Below are 22,956 nucleotides of genomic sequence, written 5' to 3'. Positions count from 1 at the left end.
TTATACCAATTTTTAAAGCAGGCGGCCTACAGGCCGCCTGCTTTTCTTTATATTTATGTTAAATTATGAAAAGGCTTCTTATTGGTTTTACTGTAGCTATACTAATTTCTTCCTGTAAAAAACATACGCTATTTGAGCAAATACCATCTTCTGCTTCCGCCGTTACGTTTAATAACCTGATTACAGAAAATGATTCGATTAATCCTATCGATAATGCCACTGTGTATAATGGCGGAGGTGTTGGCATAGGTGATTTTAATAACGATGGCTTACCCGATATTTATTTTACAGGCAATATGGTGCCTAATAAGCTATATCTTAACAAAGGTAATTTCAAGTTTGAAGATGTTACCAATCAGGCAGGGGTAAATGGCAAAGGACGCTGGGGAAAAGGTGTATCTGTTATTGACATTAACAACGATGGTTTGCCCGATATATATGTATGTAATTCATTTGCAAATGATCCCCAAAAAAGGCAAAACCTCCTGTATATAAACCAGGGCGTTAATAAAAACGGTGTACCCGTATTTAAGGAAGAAGCGAAGGAATACGGTCTTGATAGTCAGTTATTCTCTACCATGGCCAGCTTTTTTGATTATGATAATGACGGCGACCTTGATATGTATTTAACCGTAAATGAGCCAAACCCCGCCGAATTTCCAAACCAGTTCAGGCCCATTAATATCACAGGTACGGGCAGAAGCATGGGACGATTATATAGAAACGACTGGGACCCTAAACTTAAACACCCGGTATTTAAAGATGTATCATTAGCAGCAGGGATCAAAATAGAGGGATACGGACATGCCGCTACTATTGCTGATATTAACCTTGATGGCTGGAAAGACATATACGTCACAAACGATTTCCTGTCGAATAATATACTGTATATCAACAACCATGACGGCACTTTTACCGACAAATCTAAGGAGTATTTTAAGCATACCTCCTTCAATGCCATGGGGCAGGATATTGAGGACATCAATAACGACGGACTGGCCGATATATTTGAGCTGGATATGAATCCGGCTGATAATTACCGAAAAAAAATGATGTCGGGACCGAGCAGCTATAATACTATTCAAAATTTTGATCACTACGGTTATCAATATCAATATGTTCGAAATACACTTCAGCTAAATCAAGGGCCATCTGTTGGAGAAAATAACCAGCTGGGTCATCCTGCCTTTAGCGAAATTGGCTTTTTAAGTGGTGTGGCACAAACAGATTGGAGCTGGACACCGATGGTAACCGATTTTGACAATGACGGTTACCGCGATATTATAGTCACAAACGGTTATCCCCGCGACGTTACAGACCATGATTTTATTGCTTACAGATCCAATGCATTTATGATAACACCAAAGAAAGAAGTTCTCAAGCAGATACCGTCGGTCAAAATTCACAATTACGCGTTTCGCAACCATGGCGGTTTAGAATTTAAGGATGTGAGCATGGATTGGGGCCTTGGTATTCCCTCCTTTTCGAATGGTGCAGTATATGTCGATCTAAATAACGACGGTGCGTTGGACCTTGTAATTAATAATATTAATGACGAAGCACTGATTTATAAAAATACTGCCGGGGAGGATAAAGAAAATGTACACCATTACCTTAACGTAAAGTTTGAAGGACCTAATCAAAACCACGAAGGGGTTGGCGCTTTTGTGGATATATATTACCAGCACGGTTTACACCAGGTTTACGAGAACAATCCTTACAGGGGATATCTTACCAGCATTCAACCAATAGCACATTTTGGTTTAGGTGCCTGCAAAACCATAGACTCGGTAGTTGTTAAGTGGCCAAACAAATACAGGCAAACATTTTTAAATGTAAATGCAGATCAAACTTTGTCTGCAAACATTAAAAATGCTCGCCAAACCTATACATGGCCAAATCCGCTACAATTAAAAGCCCCGTTATTTACCAATATCACAAGCAAAAGCGACGTTAAATACATTCATCGCGACACGGATTATACAGACTTTAATATCCAAAAACTTTTGCCACATAAACTTTCAGCGTACAATCCAGCGCTATCAGTCGGCGATATTAACAGTGATGGCTTAGATGATATCGTTGTGGGTGGGAATTTGACCGAGCCGGCACAGATCTTTTTTCAACAAAAGAACGGCGCATTTATACAACGGGGCCTTTTACAAGAAAAGAAGTACGACCACCCCTACCTTGACGGTGGGATTCTCATTTTTGACGCAAACGGCGATAAATTTCCGGATGTATTAATTACCGGCAGCGGTTATAAAACACCTGCAAATGATCCGGCATATCAGGATCGCTTGTATATTAATGATGGCAAAGGCCATTTTACGCTTGCAGAAAATGCCTTACCGGTATGTTTTAAAAGTAAGTTATGTGTAAGGGCTTTTGATTACAATAACGACGGCAAATTAGATCTGTTTATTTCGGGACGGGTAGAACCATGGAGATATCCGGAACCAGTTAATAGCTATATTTTAAGAAATGACACAAAAAACGGGGAGGTAAAGTTCACAGATGTGACCAGTGAAGTTGCCCCCGACCTAAAAAAGATTGGATTGGTTTGCGATGCCATTTTTAGTGATTTTGACAACGATGGTAAAACAGACCTGATATTAGCAGGAGAATGGATGCCGCTAACTTTCTTAAAAAACACAGGTGGAAAGTTTGTAAACGTTACAACAAAAAGTGGCGTTGGCAATAAAACCGGGTGGTGGAACTCCATAATTGCAGGTGATTTCAGGCATACAGGCAGAATGGATTACATAGTTGGAAATGTTGGATTAAACACCCTTTACCAGGCCAGCGACGAGTTCCCGGCTTTTATAACAGCAAATGATTTCGATAAAAGAAACAGGTACGACGCATTTACATCATTATTTCTTCCTGGCAAAGATGGTATACAACGGGAATATCCTGCAAATGTGAGAGATGATGCTTTCAAGCAGATGATTAGCTTACGGGTAAAATTCACTAACTATCATTCCTATGCGGAGGCTACTATGCAGGATGTACTTAGTGCCGACCAGATGAAAAATGCGCTACGCGTTAAGGCCACCGAGTTGAAGTCCTGCTATTTCAGAAACGATGGCGAAGGTAAGTTCACGATGGTTCCCTTGCCTATTGAGGCACAGGTATCAGCATTAAATGGGATGGTGGCCGACGATTTTGATGCCGACGGCAATCTCGATTTATTGATTAATGGAAATGATTTTGGCACAGATGTTTCAATCGGCAGATATGATGCTTTAAATGGTTTGTTGCTAAAAGGTAACGGCAAAGGCGAGTTTGCCCCTTTATCAATTGCACGCAGCGGGATATATTTACCTGGCGATGGAAAGGCACTTGTAAAATTAAGGGGCGCAGCTAATAACTATTTGATGGCAGCAAGCGAACACTTAGGGCCTCTACAAATTTTTCAATTAAATGCTAACGTATCCATGTTAAAAATAGATGATACCGATCAAAGTGCTGTTATTACCTATAAAAACGGCAGCCATACCAAACAGGAATTCTACTATGGCAGCTCGTTTCTTTCGCAATCCTCCAGATTTATCCTTATCAATGATAAAATAGCACAGGTATCAATAAAAAATAACTCGGGGATAACCCGGCTTATCAAATTTTAAGCTTAAATATCGTTGTTGGTAATATAATTTTTTTTTGGGGGGGGGCTAAACAAATGGGGTTCTATTAGTGCAAATCTAAATCATCATACATGATGTCATGGCCGATGATTTAGATTTGCATTTTTTATATTCAAACGCACAATGTCCTTAACTTAACGCGAGTTTGATATAAGAACTCCCAAATGTCATTTCAACGAACGGCGTGTGGGCTGAGTGGAGGGTGTGGAGAAATCTTATGCGACAGGCCACGTTTGCAAGGAAATCACTTTTAAAAAGGAGACGCCTGCGGAGTCAAAAAGACAGATGATTTTAAACCTATAAACACGATACTCCTAACGGAGTTTTGAACTGCATTAAAACAGACTCCAGCGGAGTCGCGTGTTTATAGTCCAAATTAGTTCTTAAAACAAGGCTCCGTAGGTGCCTCCTTTTGTGTTTGAAATTTAAAAGCGATTTCCCTGGCCACGTTTGCTTGTCGCTCGTATAAGATTTCTCTTTCGCACAACCGCTCAATCCAGCCGTTGCTCAGTCGAAATGACATACTTTTCTTGATTTACGATAGCCATTTCTTATATCGAACTCACGTTAACTTAAATACATGTTTTGCCTTCTACATATCAGCCATGGGCATTGACATCGGCCGCGTGCTGGTATTAAATTTAAGTATCTTCAAATTAAGTGGCGCTACCTTGCCATCTTCTGTTATTTCCAGGAACTGGTTAGGCTTTATTTTTTGAAGATGCTGCACTGTGCCACTCCCTGCCCATCGAATCTCGATATCATCAATGATACCAGCCTGTCCTATCCCTATTTCTTGCCTTAACGGCGAGGAACCAAAACTTCCACCGGAATTTACGTCTTTAAAAACGCTTTTTTGTAAGCCATTTTCTATAAAGGTTACCTTGATACGTGAGCCAATGGCCGATCTGTTTGACTTTTTACCAATCAGTTTCAAGCCTATCCAGTTATTATTATTCTGGCCCGGATTAAGGTATAACGCGCTTGGGTAAGCATCCCCTATATACGCGCCGCCCATTTCTATGAAAATATCCTGCAGGCCATTATTCCTAAAATCGGCAAACGCTACACCATGGCCTTTTTGCAAATTGCCGGTACGTGACGAACTGGTTACATCGGCAAATTTTTTACCCCCTATATTTCTGAAAAGTTTATTTGGTATAAGCGATCCAAAATCCGGATTGCCGGTTCCAAAATAAATATCCGGATAGCCGTCATTATCAATATCACCAAAATTACCGCCCATGCTGAACACTGCTTTGTTTAACCCTACATCAAGGGTTACATTTGTAAATGTACCGTCGCGGTTGTTTTTAAAAAGAAAAATATTACCATTATCTGCCACAGGGGTCCCCAAAGCCTCCAACGCGGCATAATAACCCAACGTTGTAGTAAAATTGTAACTGCCAATCAAAATATCAGGCCATCCATCATTATTGTAATCATAAAACCAGGTAGTAAATGTATTTTGTGTAATATTGATACCCGCTTTTTCGGTAACATCTTCAAAATCTACATTCTTCCCTCCTTTACATTTATTTTTCAGTAAATATTTTCTTCCGCTCATGGTAGAAACAAAAATGTCGGGCCAACCGTCGTTATTATAGTCTGCCGAGGTTACACCTTTTACAAAATCGTTAATCCCGCAATGTGCTTTTTGAGCCATTTCGCTAAAAGTACCATCATGGTTATTCATATAAAGTGCCGATGGATGGTTATTATTAGGGTTGGTTCCGCCATGACTCTCCATCCCGATAAAAACATCAAGCCAGCCATCGTTATTAAAATCGGCCCACACGGCAGTTTGCGTAGGATGCATAAATTTAAGGCCGGCCGCAATGGTAACGTCGGTAAACGTACCGTTGCCGTTGTTTTTAAGCAACGAACTTGGCTGGTTGCCAAAACCATCACGAAGCCAGCCTCCCCGCATTACAAAAATATCGGGATGGCCATCGTTGTTATAGTCGGTTTGTTCAATATTAAGGCCACCTACCACATCTTGTAAGCCACTTTTAGCGGTGCGGTCGCTAAAAGTACCGTCGCCGTTGTTATGAAAATAATGCATGTGGTCCTGAAGATCCATCCCTGAGGTAATAATGTCTATGTAACCGTCACCATCAAAATCGTCGGCTATGGAGCCGCCTGCCCTGCTATTCAGGTTAATACCAACATTTGCTGCTACATCTGTAAATGGCTTCACTTTGTACGCCCCGTCGTCGGCATTTAAATTAGGGATCAAATATTGGGCAGGAACTTGAGTTGGATACCGGCCTAATGTCATATAAGCTATATTCAACAGCCATCTGGACTGGAGATCGCGGGCATTACTTTTCAAAACATTTTCCAGTGTTGCAATTGCTTGCTGCGATCCTGTTTGAACCTGGTGTATCCCCGCTCCTTTAATAGGAAATATGCACGATGATCCGTTATGGCCGAGCATGCAATTGGCACGTTCACCTAAACGCATAAATGCGACTGCCTGATCAGGCATAACGTTTACCGGGTTCATATAACGGGGAAGTTTTGAAATTTTTGAATATATGTCAACAGCCTGCTGTTCATGCCCTTCCTGCAATTCAAGTAAAGCTTTTTTTGCCAGCAATTGAACATCATAATTTGGAGAATCAACTTTTAACAGCGAATCGCAGGCGGCAAGGCGGGCATCTGAGCTAAAGATGTTTTGGGGATTATAATTTCGCTTTTTTAGCTGTTGCAACAAGTCTGCCATCTTCATCGGAGAATTCGGTTTACATGATATTATTAAACCGCAAGTAGCTGCAGCAAAAAACATGGTCATTTTTGCAAATCGTGATAACATGATAATTTGTTAAAAAAAGCGATATGGATTTATGTTCCCTAACCTATGGAAAGCTATCAGATATAATAACAAGCTTCACCCGTAAAACGGACCAAAAGCTAACATACTATTTTATCCAACAACCATCGTTAAAAAGCGAATAGCAAAGATAAAAAGCAACGATAACTGCAAACACAACGTTTGTTTATATTCATATAACATCTGTATAAATTTTCTGAAACCCTCTTTCGATAGAATTTAAAATTGTTTTGAACTTGTAAAACCATCAGACTAATGCAACCTGATATTGACAACCGTAAGTCGTGATTCGTAATTAGTTTTGTCCGCAAAATTTATTGCTATTCTGCATTATCGATCTCGGCAAGGTCTTTATTTCCACTTCAGGTGGCTCCTTAATTCCGTTAGTCAGTAAACACTACTATCCACCATTAAAAGTTCACTACAGACCAATAGGCCTTTTTGCGTTCCCGGTTTTCGTCAAACAATAAGGGATAGGCTTTAATAACCGCGCGGGGTGCGTTCAAGCCTGCGGCTGCTCCGCCCATTAGTCCACCTCCTCTCCCGTCCAGCCAACTGTATCGGTCAGATACATTCCAGAATGTAACACCTGTTATAAACTTTTTATATTGGCGGAAGATATCAAACGCCATTTTGTATTGCGCTATTTGTTGGGCCTCCAATTCTGGCGTATAACCCGGGTCAGGTGTAGGTTGGGCTGTGGCCGCGGTCGCAGTTTTTTGTTGTGGCAAGCGTATAGTAATATCCAGTTCAGTAAATTGTACCTTTAAACCTAACGAGGTTACTTCATCCAAAGCTTTACGTAATTCGTCGGGTGCTGGCTCATTCAACTTCCAATGCGCCTGCATGCCCACCCCATCAACAGGTACGTGATCCTCAATCAATTTTTTCAATAATTTATATATCTTTTCCCTCTTTACCGGGTGCTCGCTGTTATAATCATTGTAGTATAGCTTGGCCTGCGGATCTGCTTCATGCGCATATCTAAAGGCCGCCTCAATAAAATCGGGGCCATTGCATATGTTGTACCAATTGCTTTTACGATATATCTGCGTTGTATCATCGCTATCGTCAACCGCCTCGTTAACTACATCCCAGGCGTAAATTTTACCTTTGTACCTTCCTGCAACGGCAAAAATATGATCCTTTAAACGCTGCAACAATAATTCTTTGGTAACCGGCTTTCCGTCGATTCCTTTAAACATCCACGCTGCTTCCTGGTTATGCCAGCATAAGTTGTGCCCGCGTATTTTTATGTGATGACTCAAGCCGAAATCAACAATTTTGTCGGCATTTTTCCAATTATAGATATTTTCTGACGGATGTATCGGCCCCATCTTCATATCGTTCTCGGGCGTTACACTGTTAAATTCTTTTACAATTAATGCAGAATCAAGGCCATGCAAGGAAGCCATACTAACCGCTACACCAATTGGGAAATACTTTTTATAATAATCTTTTAAACCCTTATCTGCATGATCGGCCGCAGTACCTGCCTGCACTGATGAGGCCACCTGGTGTTTGGGTGTACATTGAACAAACGATAAAATGATAAACGCTATAGCCAGCAATAGGAAGCCCCGATCTGTTTTTTTATTGACAGTAGAAAAATTCATAGATCATTAATGTTTTTATTGATTGATAATACGTATCCATTTCGCTAAGCGATGTTCATCTTTAACCGGTTAAAGTTTAATGGTTTCCTTAGGCTTGTAACCCAACAGGTAAAGCATCTGTACGCCATATCGTTTGCCTAATAACCTGTATCCTTCGGCTGTAAAATGCAGGTGATCGGGCGAACAGGTGCACCCTGCTGAAGAAATAACGTATGAATTGTTAACGGCCTGAGGTAACGTTGCAATAATTTTATTCATCGCAGCGCAAACCCCGCCCTGATCAGCATTTACCACCTCACCTGCAAGTAAAGGCACCTTTTTAGGCTTCAGGTTTAAATCCCTGATCAAATTATCATAAATTCCTTTTACCTTTTTTGTCCATAATGTATCATTAGGATTCGATTCTCCTTGATGTAACAAAATGCCCTTAATCACACCCGACTTTTGGGCTAACCGGGCCAGTTCTATCAATCTTGCGTATGGGTTTCCGCCATATTCACCGGCTATACCTTTCATCCAGCCTGGGGCCGTTGCAAGGTATGATTGATAACTATCCTTTTCAAAAATTTCGATTCTGGCACCGGCGACAGAGACATTTATAATGCCGACCTTTATATTTTCGGGAAGGTTAGCCACCAAAGTACGCCCGAAATAATCTGCCGGGGTTAAGCCTGTAGTACACCGCGCCAATGGCGGCACGGCCGTATACCAATTATCTTTTATCCTGCCTTTGTCGCCACAATCAACAGCCTGCAACACCTGAAATCTGCTATCAACAGCTGTAGTATCCCGGGCTTCAACTTTTGCATTACCTTCCATATTTGATTGGCCAAAACAAATAAATATGTAAAATTTCTTGTCTTGCGAAAAACATTTCAGGCTCAACAACGTAAGGCATGTCAGGACTATGAATCTAAGCTTCATTTTCATGTATCTCTCAATTCTTGAATATCAGGCCCGCGAACTGATTTAAGGAGCGTCTCCAGGATTGCCATTCGTGCGCCGTGCCCGGCGATTGGTAAAACACATGTTTGATGCCTGCCTTTTCAAGTGCCTCGTGAAAGCCTTTCACCATAGTTTGCATTCTTTCCTGCTCGGTAGTTCCAACACTTAAGTAAAGTACTTTAACCTTTTGGTTAAAAGCATTTGCATCGGCAAATACGTCGTTATACATTTTGGTTATATCGGTACCTGGCTGCATAAAACCGGCACCGCTAAAACCTCCTATATAGGCAAATTTATCAAGATTGGTCATTGTAGTTTGGAATGTTTGAAACCCTCCCATTGAAAGCCCTGCCATAGCACGGTGATCGCGGCTGGCAAGTGTCCTGAATTTTGCATCAACCATTGGAACAATTTCTTTCACAAGCACATCCGGAAAAACATTTCCTGCCATGCTCATTCCACGGGCGCTGGTAGTTACCGGTTGCGTTGGATCTGTAGCATACCCCCTATCCATAACAACTATCATAGGCGTTGCCTGTTTCCCGGCAATGAGATTATCCAATATAAAGTTCATTTTGCCTTGTGCGGGCCAGCCGGTTTCGTCTTCGCCCGAGCCATGTTGTAAATAAAGTACCGGGTATCTTTGGTCGGTTTGTGTATCATAACCTGGAGGTGTGTACACATTGGCCCGCCTCCATGCCTTGGTTATGTTTGAGTAATAGTTCACTGAGCGTACCTCGCCGTGAGGAACATCTTTAATGGTATAAAAATCACCTTCCGGATCGGGAATATCAATACCGCTGGCCATTCTTCCCATACCATAAAATGTTTGACTTGACGGATCGGCAACAGCTACGTCGTCAATTATCAGGGAATAGTAGTGAAATCCTAATACAATTGGGTCGGTAGTTAAAGTCCAATATCCCCCGGTATCTTTGGTCATTGGGTACTTTTTCAAAAGGTCTATTTGAACACTTTTTGCCTCCGGGGCCTTCACACGAAAGAAAACTGTATTATCAGGAAATATCTGAGGGTACTTTACACCCGGAATATTAGTTGATGCCGGTAAACCAATTTCATTATAAGAATATTGGGGAAATGTTGAGACATCTACCGGCTTAAAAAGCAGTTGTGAAAACATATATAAACCGTTTTTCCAAACCTTAAAATTATGAACGCCGGGCTCGATATAATAGATATGCGGCACGCTTTTCTCTGCCAGGTAATCATGCGTACGTTTGCTAAATACAATTAGCCCGTCGCTTGATCCGCATGATATCCAAAGCAATTTCAGCTTACTTTTTGCCGCTTCGGGATTGGGAAGCAATTCTTCAGGTTTTTTTGTATTGGGAGCTGAGGAAAAGCCACCTACCCATGAAAATACGTCGAGGTTTCCCAAACCAAAATTTAATGATTGCCCGCCGCCCATCGATAGGCCCGCCACTGCCCTGTGGTCCTTATCGGTATATACGCGGTATTTGCTATCAACAAATGGTATCAGATCGTTCAGCAAATCTTTTTCAAAAACGGCAAAGCCCTGCACTTTATCAGGTGCCATAATGTTTCCCGTCGCGCGGTCGTCCTTTATAGCCCTGCCGTTCGGCAACACTACTATCATGGGCACAATTTTACCTTCGGCATACAGGTTATCCAATATCACCTGGGGACTGCCGCCATTATACCATTCTTTTTCATCGCCACCAATACCGTGCAAAAGGTACAACACGGGGTATTTTTTGCTTTTAGAATATCCTGGAGGTGTGTAAATAAGCGCGCGGCGGGTATTGCCCACGGTTTTTGATTGATAAGTGATGGTATCAATCTTGCCATGCGGAATATCTGCACGAAATACATCAAAACCCACTCGCGCCTGGTGAATTATGTTTTGTGAATAAGCAGGTATGTTAAACAAAAGAAAGGCAAATGCCGCAAACAAAAATTGTTTAATATGTTGTAGTTTGTTCATTGTTAATATTGTTGATAGGTAAATTAATTTGTCAATTGGTTTGTGGTTGTATAAGCTGGTATTTGCCACTAAGATGCATCAGGCTGAATAAATACAACAAGCCGTCATAATACGGATCGAAATATCCATCTGTATAGGGTTCAAGTTTTGCGTTCCAAAGAGGCCTCACAAAATCAAATTTTGTATTATCGGCTATCATGAGCGAGGCGGCGGCAGATGTGGCCACCAATCCCAAAGAATGCCGTAACTTTTTGACTCCCCCTGCTGGAAGAACAAAGGCAGGCGTAGATCCATCTGTATTAAACTGATCCTCAAAATCATTTATTCCCTTTGATCTTAAAAAGTTTTGAAAGCGCCTGGCATAATCTTGCTGCCATTTCTTATCCTTCCCGAACCACACATAATCCATCGCGATATTCATTGGTACGCGCCAGGAGTCGAAACGAAAAGCCGACGGCATTCGCTTCCCACCAAGTGCCTTACCATTAAAATCGGCATTGTCGGGGTTAAGTGCCGTAACGGGATCACAGGCCCTGTGTAAAAACATTCTTGCGGTATCTGCACAATCCCGGTAAAATTGTTCATGGCCGTCTTTTGCATAAAGCGCCCATACTTCGTAAAATGCAGGCAAATGATAGGAAGGATCGGTCCATTCATACCCGCCACCTTCGGGCACAAAAGAAATTTGTTTTGCCGCCATATTTATTAACGGATGAACATTCCCGGTACCGTCTTTTTTCCACATAGCATCCAGTATTCTCCTGGCCTCTCCATAATAATTAATGCCTGTGTTATTTCCCCACTTATTGGAGGCAAAAAGCAAATCGGTGACGTAGTATAATTCCCCATCAGATGCAGAGCCTTCCGAATTACGCTTCATTGTTTCGGGATTAATACTCCAGGCAAAATATCCTTCACTTGGTCCGTCCTGGTGTTGAGCATATTTTTTTGACCACCGCCATATGCGGTCAAAAACATCTTTTTTGTTAAGCTGCACAGCGATCATCATACCATAGGAAAGGCCTTCGGTTCTGGCATCATGGTTTTTCACATCAGATACATAGGCCATTGAATCGCCCACCTCGAAGTATACCTTATTGGGGCCTTCAAACACATCATGGTAAGCCTTTGCCACTTTGGTGTCAATATCCTCTTTGCCATATCCGGCCTGCTTAAAAACATTTGGATAAAAGCCAGAAGCAAAAGCCCCTTTACCCTGCATTTTTTTAAGAACTTTCTTACTTTGACTATTTGCCAAAGCAGGCAGCAGGGCAATCATTATATACAATAACACTATTTTTTTCATACTCACATCGTAGTTTAATAAAGATTTAGTCTTAGAGCCTGTTTAAATTTCTTTGAAGAATATTTTATATGATCTATGAGGCGAATATTCAGCGCTCAATCAGTCAAGTATTTGGATGTGCCTAAATTGCGCTATGCATCAGTTTAGTGTTAACCTTGTTAAAATACAACACATTGATTATAAGATAATTATAACGTATTTTATCTGAAATATGTTAAGTTATGTTAACCCACTTTAGATCCATTTGCCCTGGGCTCTCCATATGATAATTTGTTTTTTATAGGAATTAATGAACTCTTTTCGATCGGTTGTCTTCGTCGTACCTCCTCAATGACTATCTTTTTATTTATTTTTAAACAGGCTCTAGTATTTTTTTGGGGTTCATAAAAAAGGCACCTTACTTAGCAGAAAATTGGATGCTTTTAACAAAGATGCTTTGTGGAACACCGGCAGGATATCGCACAAAAATGTCATGTTGCCCGATAACATTTTTAAGTTGCTTGCTGAATGTTTTATAAATACCGTTGCCTGTGGCGTTTAACGGTATTGTTGCTATCAATTTACCGTCCCGAAGATCATCAAGCCATATTTGAAGCATGCCTTTGCGTTTTGACGAAGCAACTACCTGGACTGAAGACGGCGATTGGCGCCCAATTTCCACACCTGATATCATAAACCATCCGCCATACAAGGATGTATTGGTTACGGTTTTCCACTTCCCTTTATTTACAGTTGCTGTTCCATAGTAATTACGATAGCCTGCTGCGGGCAACGGCGAGGCTCCGTCTTTACAAATAAAACAATCGAAGTCTGCCGGCTTGCCCTCTGCAAATAAACCTACACTTGTCCCCACCCACGAATTAAAATTTGGCTGGGTTTCATCAAGTTTAACCGCGTCAATTGGCCTGCCTAAGGAAACCCAGGCTTTTCCGTCGCCGCTATAATATCCGGTTAGCTCGTGGCCATACCTTTCCAGTTTCAGCCAAACCACGTTTCCGAAGATGTTCGGCATACTCCTACTCGCGGTATCCATGGTAAAAACAATTTTCTTACCGTTATTGTAGCCGCTGTAAAGCCTCGCCACTACTGCCTGGTTCCCGTTAGTAAGGTAAATACCGGCCTTGGCCCCGTCATTTGTTGCACTCAGGTCAACCTTCGTAACAGCGGAATAATAGTGGTCTGTTTCTTTTTGAACAAGGTGGGTACGGGCAGAATCGGGTGCAAGTATTATCCATCCCTTCCGGCTGGTAAGTGAGTAAGAGGCAGAAGCTTTTTTGGTAAGAAAATGCCAGTTCAGGCTTAATTCACTGCCGTCAAAATAATCGGTTTTTACACTTGTCCATGATATACCTGACCGTGGCAGCTCCGGTTTCCGGATCGGCAAGATGGTTGGGGCCATACCCCATGGCCTGTCGCCCTCCCAGGTCACCGGGTATAGAGACGTTTGGCGTCCGGTACCTGACCAATCGTCGCCATTATATTTCTCATAACTTTGTCCTATTGTCCACCAGGTTCCATCGGCTAATTGAACGGGAGCTGAAATGTGGTTAGGACGACGGAAACCTGCCTTATCATCGGTAACCGGTTTAAAAAAATCACCCAGTCTTTCCCATTTTGTCGAATCGCCGGTTAATGATCTTCCTCTTAAAACATATTGCCCGCCTGTAACATCACCCGCTGGGAAGTAATAATAATAGCCATTGCGTTTACACATTACCGGCCCTTCCGCCCAGCTATATTGTAACCTGGCGTTTACCCAGTCAAGGTTTATCACATGACCCGTCAATTGCCCATCCCTGCCCAAGGCTTGCAAACGATTAATTTTTTGGCCATTTTTTATCACCATATAAGGTTTTCCATCATCATCAACAAAAATGGAGTTGTCATAACCAAGATCACCTGTTTCAGCATTTGACTTTACTTGTACAGGAGCGGACCACGGCCCTTTAGGGGAACTTGCCTTACAAAACCACTGCCCTCCGGCCGAAAAATATATCCAGTAAGAACCATAAAAATAGGTTATGGCACCCTGCCAGATACCGGTTGACGGCCGGTCATTAACCCAGGCGGCCTTTGATGATGGCAGCACCCTGCTGATTACCTCCCAATGGACAAGATCTTTGGAATGGTAAACGGGCAGATAAGGGTTAAAATGAAAAGAAGACCCGCAGTGATAAAAATCATCGCCCACTTTAAGCAAGGTGGGGTCCGGATGGTCGCCAGGTAACACGGGGTTCACATAGGTGTTAACTGTTTGATAAAACAAGGAAGAATCCGGTATTTTTTCCTGGCCGTTTACAAATAAAACGACGAACACGAATATTGTAATAAGGCTCGTAAGCCGGATGAATTGGTTCATGATATTTAGTTATTTCAGGTTGTGCCGGGCGTTTTAAATCGAAGTGTTAGTTCAAAAATTGGTGGTTCACCATACGAATAAGTATTAATCATCCAAAGCCCCAGAATTTAGTATACTGAATAAAAAATGGGACAATGGTGAAACCAACAATTGTTAAAACAACTTCGACCAAAAGTATTTTTAAAACAGAACCCGACGTGCCACAAATGTTGAAGAAATTAACACTTTGGTTGAAATAAGTAGTTTTTGGCACAACAAATGTCTTGCTTAGGCAAACAATTTTATATCGCGTAAATCAACTACTAATTTAAGCCCTCCTTTTCCAATGCCGCAGGTTACATCGTTATACTACCGCCGTATATCAATTATAATAAGGTTGCCAACCTCTCATTGCCATAAATAAGTTCCCCCATTACCAGGCATCACTAACATAACCGGAAATATGCATCGTCCACTACGAAAATATCCGGGCTGATAAAGTTTTTTTATTTACGCAATCGATTGTTTTTTATAAATTTATAGTTTAGATTTACGTTGTACGATATTTATGAATATTTGAAGTCGTACCATTATAAACCACACGTTTTCGAAAATGTATTTATCAGTACGCCCACCTGCCGTTAAAGCGGGGCGGCTGTATAATTAAAAAAAATGACACCTGGCATGTTACGTCTATCACATAAACTACTCAGAGCTAATCGATTATTTTTAATTGTATTAACGGTATCGCTTGGTATCACTATCCAATGCCGTGGGCAGGCTATACGGTTTACTGTGATGACATCGCACGACGGTTTGCTCTCGAATACGGTTAATGCAATCATCAAAGACCATTACGGATTTTTATGGTTTGCAACTGCCGATGGGCTTGACAGGTTTGACGGCATGGAACATAAGCCATATCGTTTTGATCCGGCGGACAAATCAGGTTATCGCTCTAAAGAGGTAACAAGCATATATGAGGATAAGGCAGGGCAGCTGTGGGTAGCTACAATGGGGGGCGGATTGTATTACCTCGACCGTTCCCTCGATCGTTTTAAAACCTACCCGGAGAGCGCTGCCTATAACCACCTCACAAACAGCTATATAAAATCTATTTACGGAGATACCCGGGGCCGTCTCTGGATTGGTATGATAGGAGGCCTGTGCGTACTTGACCCTAAAACAAAAAAAGAAATATTTTACAAGGCCGACGAACATAAACCTGGGCAACTTCACTCGACCATCATATTATCAATCTTCGGGGATAGCCAGGGACGAATGTGGATTGGTACGGATAAAGGCCTCTACCTTTATGATGAAGGATCAAACAGCTTCATTGCCTTTCGGCATGAAAACAACGATGCCTCAAGTATCCCAAATGAGGGGATAAATACCATAGCCGAATGCCAGCACAGGTTATGGATAGGAACTAATGATGGATTAAGTTGTTTATCGCCGGATTTAAAAACATTTAGAAATTTCAAATACAGTCCCAATGACGATACTACAATCAGCGGCAATCTGATTTATAGCATAGCCGCAAACGGTGATAAAATTTGGGTAGGCACCGAAGGCGGTTTGAATATTTTAGATCCGGTGTCCGGAAAGTTTAAACGCTACAATCATGACGACCGGGATAAATTTAGCATAAGCAGCAAATCTATCCGCTGCATTTATAATGATCCCGATGGGATTTATTGGCTTGGCACCTACCAGGGAGGTGTAGATAAGTACGACAAAAACCTTACCTTATTTAATTCAAAGCAAAATAATGCCTATGACCCCGCCGGCCTAAGCGCGGCTTTCGTTTCATCATTCGCTGAGAACAAGGATGGAGATCTGTTTGTTGGCACAGACGGCGGAGGCTTAAATCTTTTTCATATCAGGAGCGGTTTGTTCAGCCATATTGCTATAAAATCCAAAACAAGAAGTAATTCTGCAGGTCTTCCGATATTAAGTATGATGCTTGACCGTCGCCAACAGCTTTGGATCGGCACTTTTCAGGATGGTTTGTTCATTTACAATACAAAAACAGGTGAGTACCAACAGTTAAATGCTGGAAAAGATAATGCGCATATAAACCACAACGAAATTTTTTGTTTAAAGGAAAGCAGCAAGGGAAAGATATGGATAGGTACCAATGGCGGCGGCGTTAATATATTTGACCCCGATAAAAAAACCTTTTTTAAATACGTATCAACTCCTGCTTCTGCCGGGGAAAAACTGTTGCCTGTTAATGGTTTTATCAGAGCTATTGAAGAAGATCGTGAGGGGAATATATGGATTGGCACTTATGGCAGTGGAATAGCAGTATTAAATCCTGCTACTCAAAAGTTTCGGGTGTATAATAATAAGAATACCGGAATGGCAATTGATAGAACCTTTTCGCTGTTGCAGGATCATAATGGCAACATATGGATTGGCACTGCCGGAGATGGGTTATATTGCTTTGATTCCAAACAAAAAAAAATCATCAATTACTCGGCATCAGACGAACTGCCCGATGGCGTAGTACACAAACTGCTGGAGGACTATAGTGGTAACATATGGTTAAGTACCGATAAAGGAATATGTACACTTAACGCGGTATCTAAAAAGTTCACTCGCTATAATGCCTGCAATGGCCTGCAAAACGATGCTTTTATAGATGGATCCGGTATCCGCACAAAGAAAGGATTTCTATTCTTCGGCGGAGCCAAGGGCTTTAATTATATTGACCCGCAGCAGGAGGTAAAACATAACAATAATGCCCCCCCGGTGTTTTTAACCACCCTTAAAGTTAATAATAACATTGTATTATCCGGCAGTCGCTCGCCGCTTAAACAAGATATTTCGGTAGCAAAGCAGATTGACCTGGATTATAAGGAAAACTTTTCAATCAGTTATTCTGCAATTAATTTTACGCTTCCCCAGCAAAACAGATACGCCTATATTCTTAAATCGTTCAATAAAAGCTGGAATTATGTAGGTTCGGCTACTACTGCGTATTATACCAATTTAGATCCGGGCGAGTACCTGTTTGTAGTTAGGGCTTGCAACAACGATGGGATATGGAACAACTCTGGGACACAAATCCGCATCGTAATTCATCCACCGATATGGATGACCTGGTACGCGTACTTGCTATATGTACTGATGGCTTCGGGCGCACTTCTACTCATCCGTTATAGGGGTATAAAAAAACTAAAAGGAAAACTGGCGTTGGAACAGGAAAGAAGGGAAGCAGAACGATTGCATGAACTTGATGCGCTTAAAATTAAATTTCTTACTAACCTGAGCCATGAGTTTCGCACACCAATCTCTCTGATCATGGCACCTGCAGATAAACTATTAGCAGAACATAAGGACGAGCAAACTACAAGCCAATTAGCAGTTATACGACGAAATGCGCGAAGGTTGTTGAATTTGGTAAACCAACTTTTGGATTTCCGTAAATTAGAAGAGCAAGAACTAAAGCTTTGCGTGGCCGATGGTGAAATAATTTCATTCACAAGTGACGTTGTAGATTCTTTTCATGACCTGTCAGAATCGCGAAGCATCACCTTCAATTTTAAAGCGCCCAAGGAAAAAATATTTGTACGCTTTGATCACGACAAAGTGGAGCGCATTTTATTTAACCTACTCTCCAACGCCTTTAAATTTACATTACCCGGAGGGACCGTATCAGTTTATATTACTCAACATCCCACATCCCAAACAGATAAGACGATGTTGGAATTTAAAATAATTGACACCGGCATTGGTATAGAGCCGGATAGAAAAGATTTAATATTTAAGCGGTTTTACCAGGCGCAGGATACGAACATTGGAAATATAAACCCGGGAAGTGGAATAGGTTTGTCAATAACAAAAGAGTTTGTTGAAATGCATGGTGGTAGCATTGTTGTTAAAAGCGAATTAGGAAAAGGATCAGATTTCAGCGTGTTAATTCCTCTTGAAGTTTTTGCCAATCAATCAATTGAAGTTCAACCGCCGGTAAAAACAGATATTAAAGAAAAAGATCCCCGTACAAAAAGAAATATTGCCCAGGCAATTACAGACATGCCCTTGCTACTTATTGTGGAAGATAATGATGAGTTTCGCTACTATATTAAAGATCATTTAATGACGCAATATAAAATTGTGGAAGCATCAAATGGCGCAGAAGGTTGGGACAAGGCGCTATCATGCCATCCTGATTTGATCATTAGCGATATAACCATGCCATTTATGAATGGCATTACGCTGAGCAAGAAAATAAAAGCCGATAAACGTACCAGCCACATTCCATTTATAATGCTTACCGCCTGCACAGGCGAAGAAGAGGAGCTTAGAGGGCTTGAATCAGGGGCAAACGATTATCTGACCAAACCCTTTAATTTTGAAATTTTAAATATCAAAATTAAAAATCTATTGCTACTTAACACCTTGCTTAAAAATACCTATAAGAAGCAATTAACGGTTATCCACCCCGACATAGAGGTTGAATCAAGCGGGGAAAAATTTTTAAACAGGGTGATCAATTACATAGATAATAACTTAAATAATCCAAAGTTTTCTGTTGTAGATCTCAGTGAGCATTTGTCAATGAGCCGGGGAGCGCTTTACACAAAAATATTTGACCTTACCGGTCTACCCCCCGTTGAATTTATCCGATCCTATAAACTTGACAGGGCGGCAATATTGCTTTTGAAAAGTGATCTAACCGTTACACAAATTGCCTATGAAGCAGGCTTTGCTACACCTCATTATTTTTCACGATCTTTTAGAGAGAAGTTTAATATGCTTCCATCCGATTATAGGAAAGTAGAGCATAACAGTGTAATGGTATAGAAAAAGGCTTTTATACTATTTCTATAGTGCTTGCCCAGGCCAGGCGATGACACCCTATCCGCTGAAAGCTTGTACCTTATAACATAGGGCGGCGGTCATTCTTTTTTTTGCTTGACTACCTGGCTTCCATCCCCCATATGTTTCAGCATCGATGATTTGACCAATAGTTTTGTTTAAATAGATCTTTAGCTTCTTATTTGAGCAAACAAGCATAGTGAAAAAACTATAAACCGCAGGCAGATATTTTTTTTCGACAACTCAAATTTAGGTCCTGTATATACAGGTGTATATCAATAGATTTTAAATCAGAGGTAGTTTTGTCAGATACTTACTATATGGAAAGCTTATTCGAAGCTTATCCAGTCAACTTCTACATGGCCGCTGCCTTTTAATTGTACAACAAGGTTTCTGACTCCGCCAGGCATAAATGAAACTGCTTTTTTAACAACACTCCAGTTATTTCCTTTGGGTATAACAAGTTTTGCTATAACCTTGCCCGGTTTATCTTCAGTACTTATTAATAAAGTTCCCCCGGTTGCCGAACAGGCATTTACATTAACGCGCCCGGCTGTTTTTTTACCAAAAAACACACCGTTATATTTTATCCATGAGTTGGTTTTATTAAAAATCGTTTTCCAACCCCTGAATTTGTTGAGCGTATCGAGAAACTCCACCCCTACTCCATCCGCGCTTTTAGCACTAAACCTGTCTATCTGTATTTTTTTTGATGAGGCGGTTACGCCAACGCCACGTAATGTTGGGATAACCTTGCGAATAGTGCCATCTTCATTAAAAAACAAGCTATCGGCCCTTACTGAACGGTTTTTATCAAAGTTTGGAGACAAATCGTCGTTATGATAAAATAAATACCATTGATTTTTAAATTCGATAACCGATTGATGGTTTGTCCAGCAGCCGGAAAGCGATTCATCCATAAGCACGCCGGCATATTTAAAAGGCCCGAGGGGGCTATCCGACATGGCATATTCAAGTCGCTCTATTTTATCAGCTACATGGGGATAGGTCATATAGTAAATACCTTTTCGTTCAAATAAATAAGGCCCCTCTTTTAAGCCCTTATCCGGGAAACCTTCAAGCTTTACCGGCTCTGATGCCAGTTCAAGCATGTTTGCTTTAAGCTTGGCCCCGTACAGGTTTCCCTGCGCCCAATAAATATACGCCTGTCCGTCTTTATCAATTTGTACATTCGGATCTATGCCATGAATCCCGGCTATGGGCAAGGGTTGCGGTATGAAGGGGCCGTAAGGTTCATTGGCTATTGCAACCCCCACTGAAAACCCCTTGGGGCCACCGGATTTTGCTGGTGCAGGGAAATAAAAATAGTATTTCCCCCCGCGCTCAATACAGTCAGGTGCCCACATGCTATACGCGGCAGAGTCGGCCCAGGGTACCGTATTTTGGCTAACAATTACGCCGTGATCGGTCCAATCGGTTAGGTTGGGCGATGAGAACACGTGATAATCCTGCATACAAAACCATCCAGCCCGGCCATGTCCTGGCGTTGCAGGGATATCGTGCGAGGGATAAAGGTATATCTTTCCATTAAAAACACGAACGGAGGGATCGGCTGTAAACTGGTTTTGTATAAGCGGGTTTTGTGCCATTAAGCAATTGAACCACAAGATTGATGCAATTAGCGCTGAGCATTTCTTAAAAATTTTCATCATCTGCAAAATAGTGCTGCAAGGTAGAGCGATTAACAATTTCAGAATAGCACTGATTCATCCAATTGCAACACTGGTGTTTATAATCAGATAAAATAAGGTGTTTTATTTAACATGAAAACCCTGTCTGCTTTAAACAAGCAGATTAATGTGGGGTGGCAATCTTATCGCCTAACCTAAAATAATCGAAGTCGGCATAGCCTCCCGTGATTTTTGTGGCATAGTTAAACAGGCCAAACCTATAACCCATAAAGTGTGGAATGGTATAAGCCATTTGAAGCGTACTGCCAATTGCTATCCAGTTATTTCCGTCGATGCTATAATAAAAATACGCTTTGTCAGTCCTGTCTTTAAAATCACACGCCGCCTTTAAATACACCAGGCTTTGGGATAGCGGAATACTTGCCGACTCTGTTGGAGAAGCACCCTGTGCATTTACCATAACGATAAACTTATTACCATTTTCGACCTTTACCCCTACCCATCCAAATTTTTGCTGTAACAATGCAAGGCCGGCATAATCGCCGTCTTTAAGTCCAGAAACATCAAGAGCAGTTATAGCAGAGCATTCGGGGCCGAACGTGCGTTGTGTAAGCGTATTTCTCGCTGTGATTAAAGTAGTATCAAGCCTCCCTGTAGTTAGCCTGAGGTATCCTTTACGCTGCCTCACCGACCATAATTGGTTAACCGGGTTATGGTTCCATTGCCAAACCAGGGGCAACTCGCGCTCACCGCGACTACGGTTAAATTCATCCGACGAGATTATACCTGGTATTAATGATTTATTTGCCGGTAATGCTACGGTATCGGGGGCATGATGATCTATGCCCAATACAGGCCAGCCATCTTCCCACTTTACTGGAACCATATAGGGCACGCGGCCAACCGAACCAAAATCGCGGAAAAGATACGCAAACCACTGGCCGTTTGGTGTATTTACCAAACCACCCTGAGCTACACCTTTGTCCTGTAATGCCAACCGGCCCTGGTAGGGGCCTGCAATATTATCTGCCCGGTGAATAAGAACACTTCGCATTCCACCACGCGGCCATGAAATATTGAATAAGTAATATTTCCCGTTGACTTTGAACATCTGGGAGCCTTCTGCGGGCAACCCTAAATTAGGCCCTGCTGCAAGGCTGGCGTTCTCTATCAACACCTGTGGCTTTGTGTCGGGCTTTATTCCCGAAAGATCATCCTTCAATTGGGCTAACATGATGCGCCCGCTTCCATAAATCATATAAACTTTACCATCATCGTCAAAAAACAATGAATGATCATGCAGGCTTGGTTTAAAGGATAAAGCTTTCCATGGGCCTTTTTCAATATTATGAGTGGTATAAATATACGTTTTGCCGGTATTGCCTGCAAAGGTAGATACATAGTACAGGCCTTTGTGATAACGCAAACTACTTGCCCATGAACCCCGCCCATAACTACTTTGGCCATTATTGAGGTTAAGGTCATCGGTATCATCCAAAATATCATACGCATAGTTAACAAGTTTCCAATTGACTAAATCTTTAGATTTCATTATCGGCACCCCGGGGCTCATATGCATAGTAGTGCTACTCATGTAATAAGTATTACCTACCCTGATTATTGAAATATCAGGCACATCTGCATAAATAAGGGGATTATGAGCTGTTTGTGCCAAAGGCGCGGATAAACCCAATAAAAAAAATGCTGATCCCCAAAAAAGGTTAATAAATATTTTACTCATAGTAGGTTTGCGCTGTTATATGGATAGCTGTTTCTATTTACAATTCGGTAACTACATCGTTTTTATGTTTTGAGTGTTT

The 22,956-nt window shown here is 41.5% G+C and carries 10 protein-coding genes; 2 read left to right on the top strand and 8 right to left on the bottom strand.

Annotated elements, in window-relative coordinates:
- Nucleotides 1-65: 65 nt before the first annotated feature.
- A complete protein-coding gene (locus tag FHS10_RS00380) occupies nt 66-3,629 on the top strand; it encodes a VCBS repeat-containing protein (RefSeq protein ID WP_259086644.1) in 3,564 nt (1,187 codons plus the stop codon).
- 610 nt (nt 3,630-4,239) lie between these two features.
- Here FHS10_RS00380 and FHS10_RS00375 read toward each other — a convergent pair.
- The 6 genes from FHS10_RS00375 to FHS10_RS00350 all read right to left on the bottom strand — a co-directional run bounded on the left by FHS10_RS00375 (nt 4,240) and on the right by FHS10_RS00350 (nt 14,675).
- Nucleotides 4,240-6,381: a CRTAC1 family protein gene (locus FHS10_RS00375; RefSeq protein WP_259086643.1), complete on the bottom strand. Its 2,142-nt coding sequence runs from the start codon at nt 6,379-6,381 to the stop codon at nt 4,240-4,242.
- Nucleotides 6,382-6,893: 512 nt separating this feature from the next.
- Nucleotides 6,894-8,099, bottom strand: a complete 1,206-nt coding sequence (locus tag FHS10_RS00370) for an endo-1,4-beta-xylanase (protein ID WP_259086642.1) — start codon at nt 8,097-8,099, stop codon at nt 6,894-6,896.
- Between the two features lie 69 nt (nt 8,100-8,168).
- Entirely contained in the window at nt 8,169-9,023 is an 855-nt protein-coding gene (locus tag FHS10_RS00365) for a sialate O-acetylesterase (RefSeq protein WP_259086641.1), read from the bottom strand.
- 13 nt (nt 9,024-9,036) lie between these two features.
- Complete coding sequence (locus FHS10_RS00360) at nt 9,037-11,010, bottom strand: alpha/beta hydrolase-fold protein (protein ID WP_259086640.1); 1,974 nt, start codon at nt 11,008-11,010, stop codon at nt 9,037-9,039.
- A gap of 31 nt (nt 11,011-11,041) precedes the next feature.
- Nucleotides 11,042-12,316: a family 8 glycosyl hydrolase gene (locus tag FHS10_RS00355; protein ID WP_259086639.1), complete on the bottom strand. Its 1,275-nt coding sequence runs from the start codon at nt 12,314-12,316 to the stop codon at nt 11,042-11,044.
- Between the two features lie 397 nt (nt 12,317-12,713).
- Entirely contained in the window at nt 12,714-14,675 is a 1,962-nt protein-coding gene (locus tag FHS10_RS00350; RefSeq protein WP_259086638.1) for a family 43 glycosylhydrolase, read from the bottom strand.
- A 663-nt stretch (nt 14,676-15,338) separates the two neighbouring features.
- Here FHS10_RS00350 and FHS10_RS00345 point away from each other — a divergent pair.
- Nucleotides 15,339-19,469 (top strand): hybrid sensor histidine kinase/response regulator transcription factor, encoded by a 4,131-nt coding sequence (locus FHS10_RS00345; RefSeq protein WP_259086637.1) that lies wholly within the window; start codon nt 15,339-15,341, stop codon nt 19,467-19,469.
- A gap of 344 nt (nt 19,470-19,813) precedes the next feature.
- Here the strand turns inward: FHS10_RS00345 and FHS10_RS00340 are convergent, their stop codons facing one another.
- On the bottom strand, nt 19,814-21,094 hold the full coding sequence (locus FHS10_RS00340) for a family 43 glycosylhydrolase (RefSeq protein WP_259086636.1): 1,281 nt from the start codon (nt 21,092-21,094) through the stop codon (nt 19,814-19,816).
- Between the two features lie 205 nt (nt 21,095-21,299).
- On the bottom strand, nt 21,300-22,877 hold the full coding sequence (locus FHS10_RS00335) for a glycoside hydrolase family 43 protein (protein ID WP_259086635.1): 1,578 nt from the start codon (nt 22,875-22,877) through the stop codon (nt 21,300-21,302).
- Nucleotides 22,878-22,956 lie beyond the last annotated feature (79 nt).

The sequence above is a fragment of the Mucilaginibacter dorajii genome (genome assembly GCF_024808255.1).
GTDB classification, from domain to species: Bacteria; Bacteroidota; Bacteroidia; order Sphingobacteriales; family Sphingobacteriaceae; genus Mucilaginibacter; species Mucilaginibacter dorajii.
This window is presented reverse-complemented; position numbering and strand designations above follow the sequence as displayed.

What these genes read in the sequence shown, in the direction of transcription:
- FHS10_RS00380 (WP_259086644.1), top strand. Translation starts at nt 66, where the DNA reads ATGAAAAGGCTTCTTATTGGTTTTACTGTAGCTATACTAATTTCTTCC.
- FHS10_RS00375 (WP_259086643.1), bottom strand. Translation starts at nt 6,381, where the DNA reads ATGAAGATGGCAGACTTGTTGCAACAGCTAAAAAAGCGAAATTATAAT.
- FHS10_RS00370 (WP_259086642.1), bottom strand. Translation starts at nt 8,099, where the DNA reads ATGAATTTTTCTACTGTCAATAAAAAAACAGATCGGGGCTTCCTATTG.
- FHS10_RS00365 (WP_259086641.1), bottom strand. Translation starts at nt 9,023, where the DNA reads ATGAAGCTTAGATTCATAGTCCTGACATGCCTTACGTTGTTGAGCCTG.
- FHS10_RS00360 (WP_259086640.1), bottom strand. Translation starts at nt 11,010, where the DNA reads ATGAACAAACTACAACATATTAAACAATTTTTGTTTGCGGCATTTGCC.
- FHS10_RS00355 (WP_259086639.1), bottom strand. Translation starts at nt 12,316, where the DNA reads ATGAAAAAAATAGTGTTATTGTATATAATGATTGCCCTGCTGCCTGCT.
- FHS10_RS00350 (WP_259086638.1), bottom strand. Translation starts at nt 14,675, where the DNA reads ATGAACCAATTCATCCGGCTTACGAGCCTTATTACAATATTCGTGTTC.
- FHS10_RS00345 (WP_259086637.1), top strand. Translation starts at nt 15,339, where the DNA reads ATGTTACGTCTATCACATAAACTACTCAGAGCTAATCGATTATTTTTA.
- FHS10_RS00340 (WP_259086636.1), bottom strand. Translation starts at nt 21,094, where the DNA reads ATGGCACAAAACCCGCTTATACAAAACCAGTTTACAGCCGATCCCTCC.
- FHS10_RS00335 (WP_259086635.1), bottom strand. Translation starts at nt 22,877, where the DNA reads ATGAGTAAAATATTTATTAACCTTTTTTGGGGATCAGCATTTTTTTTA.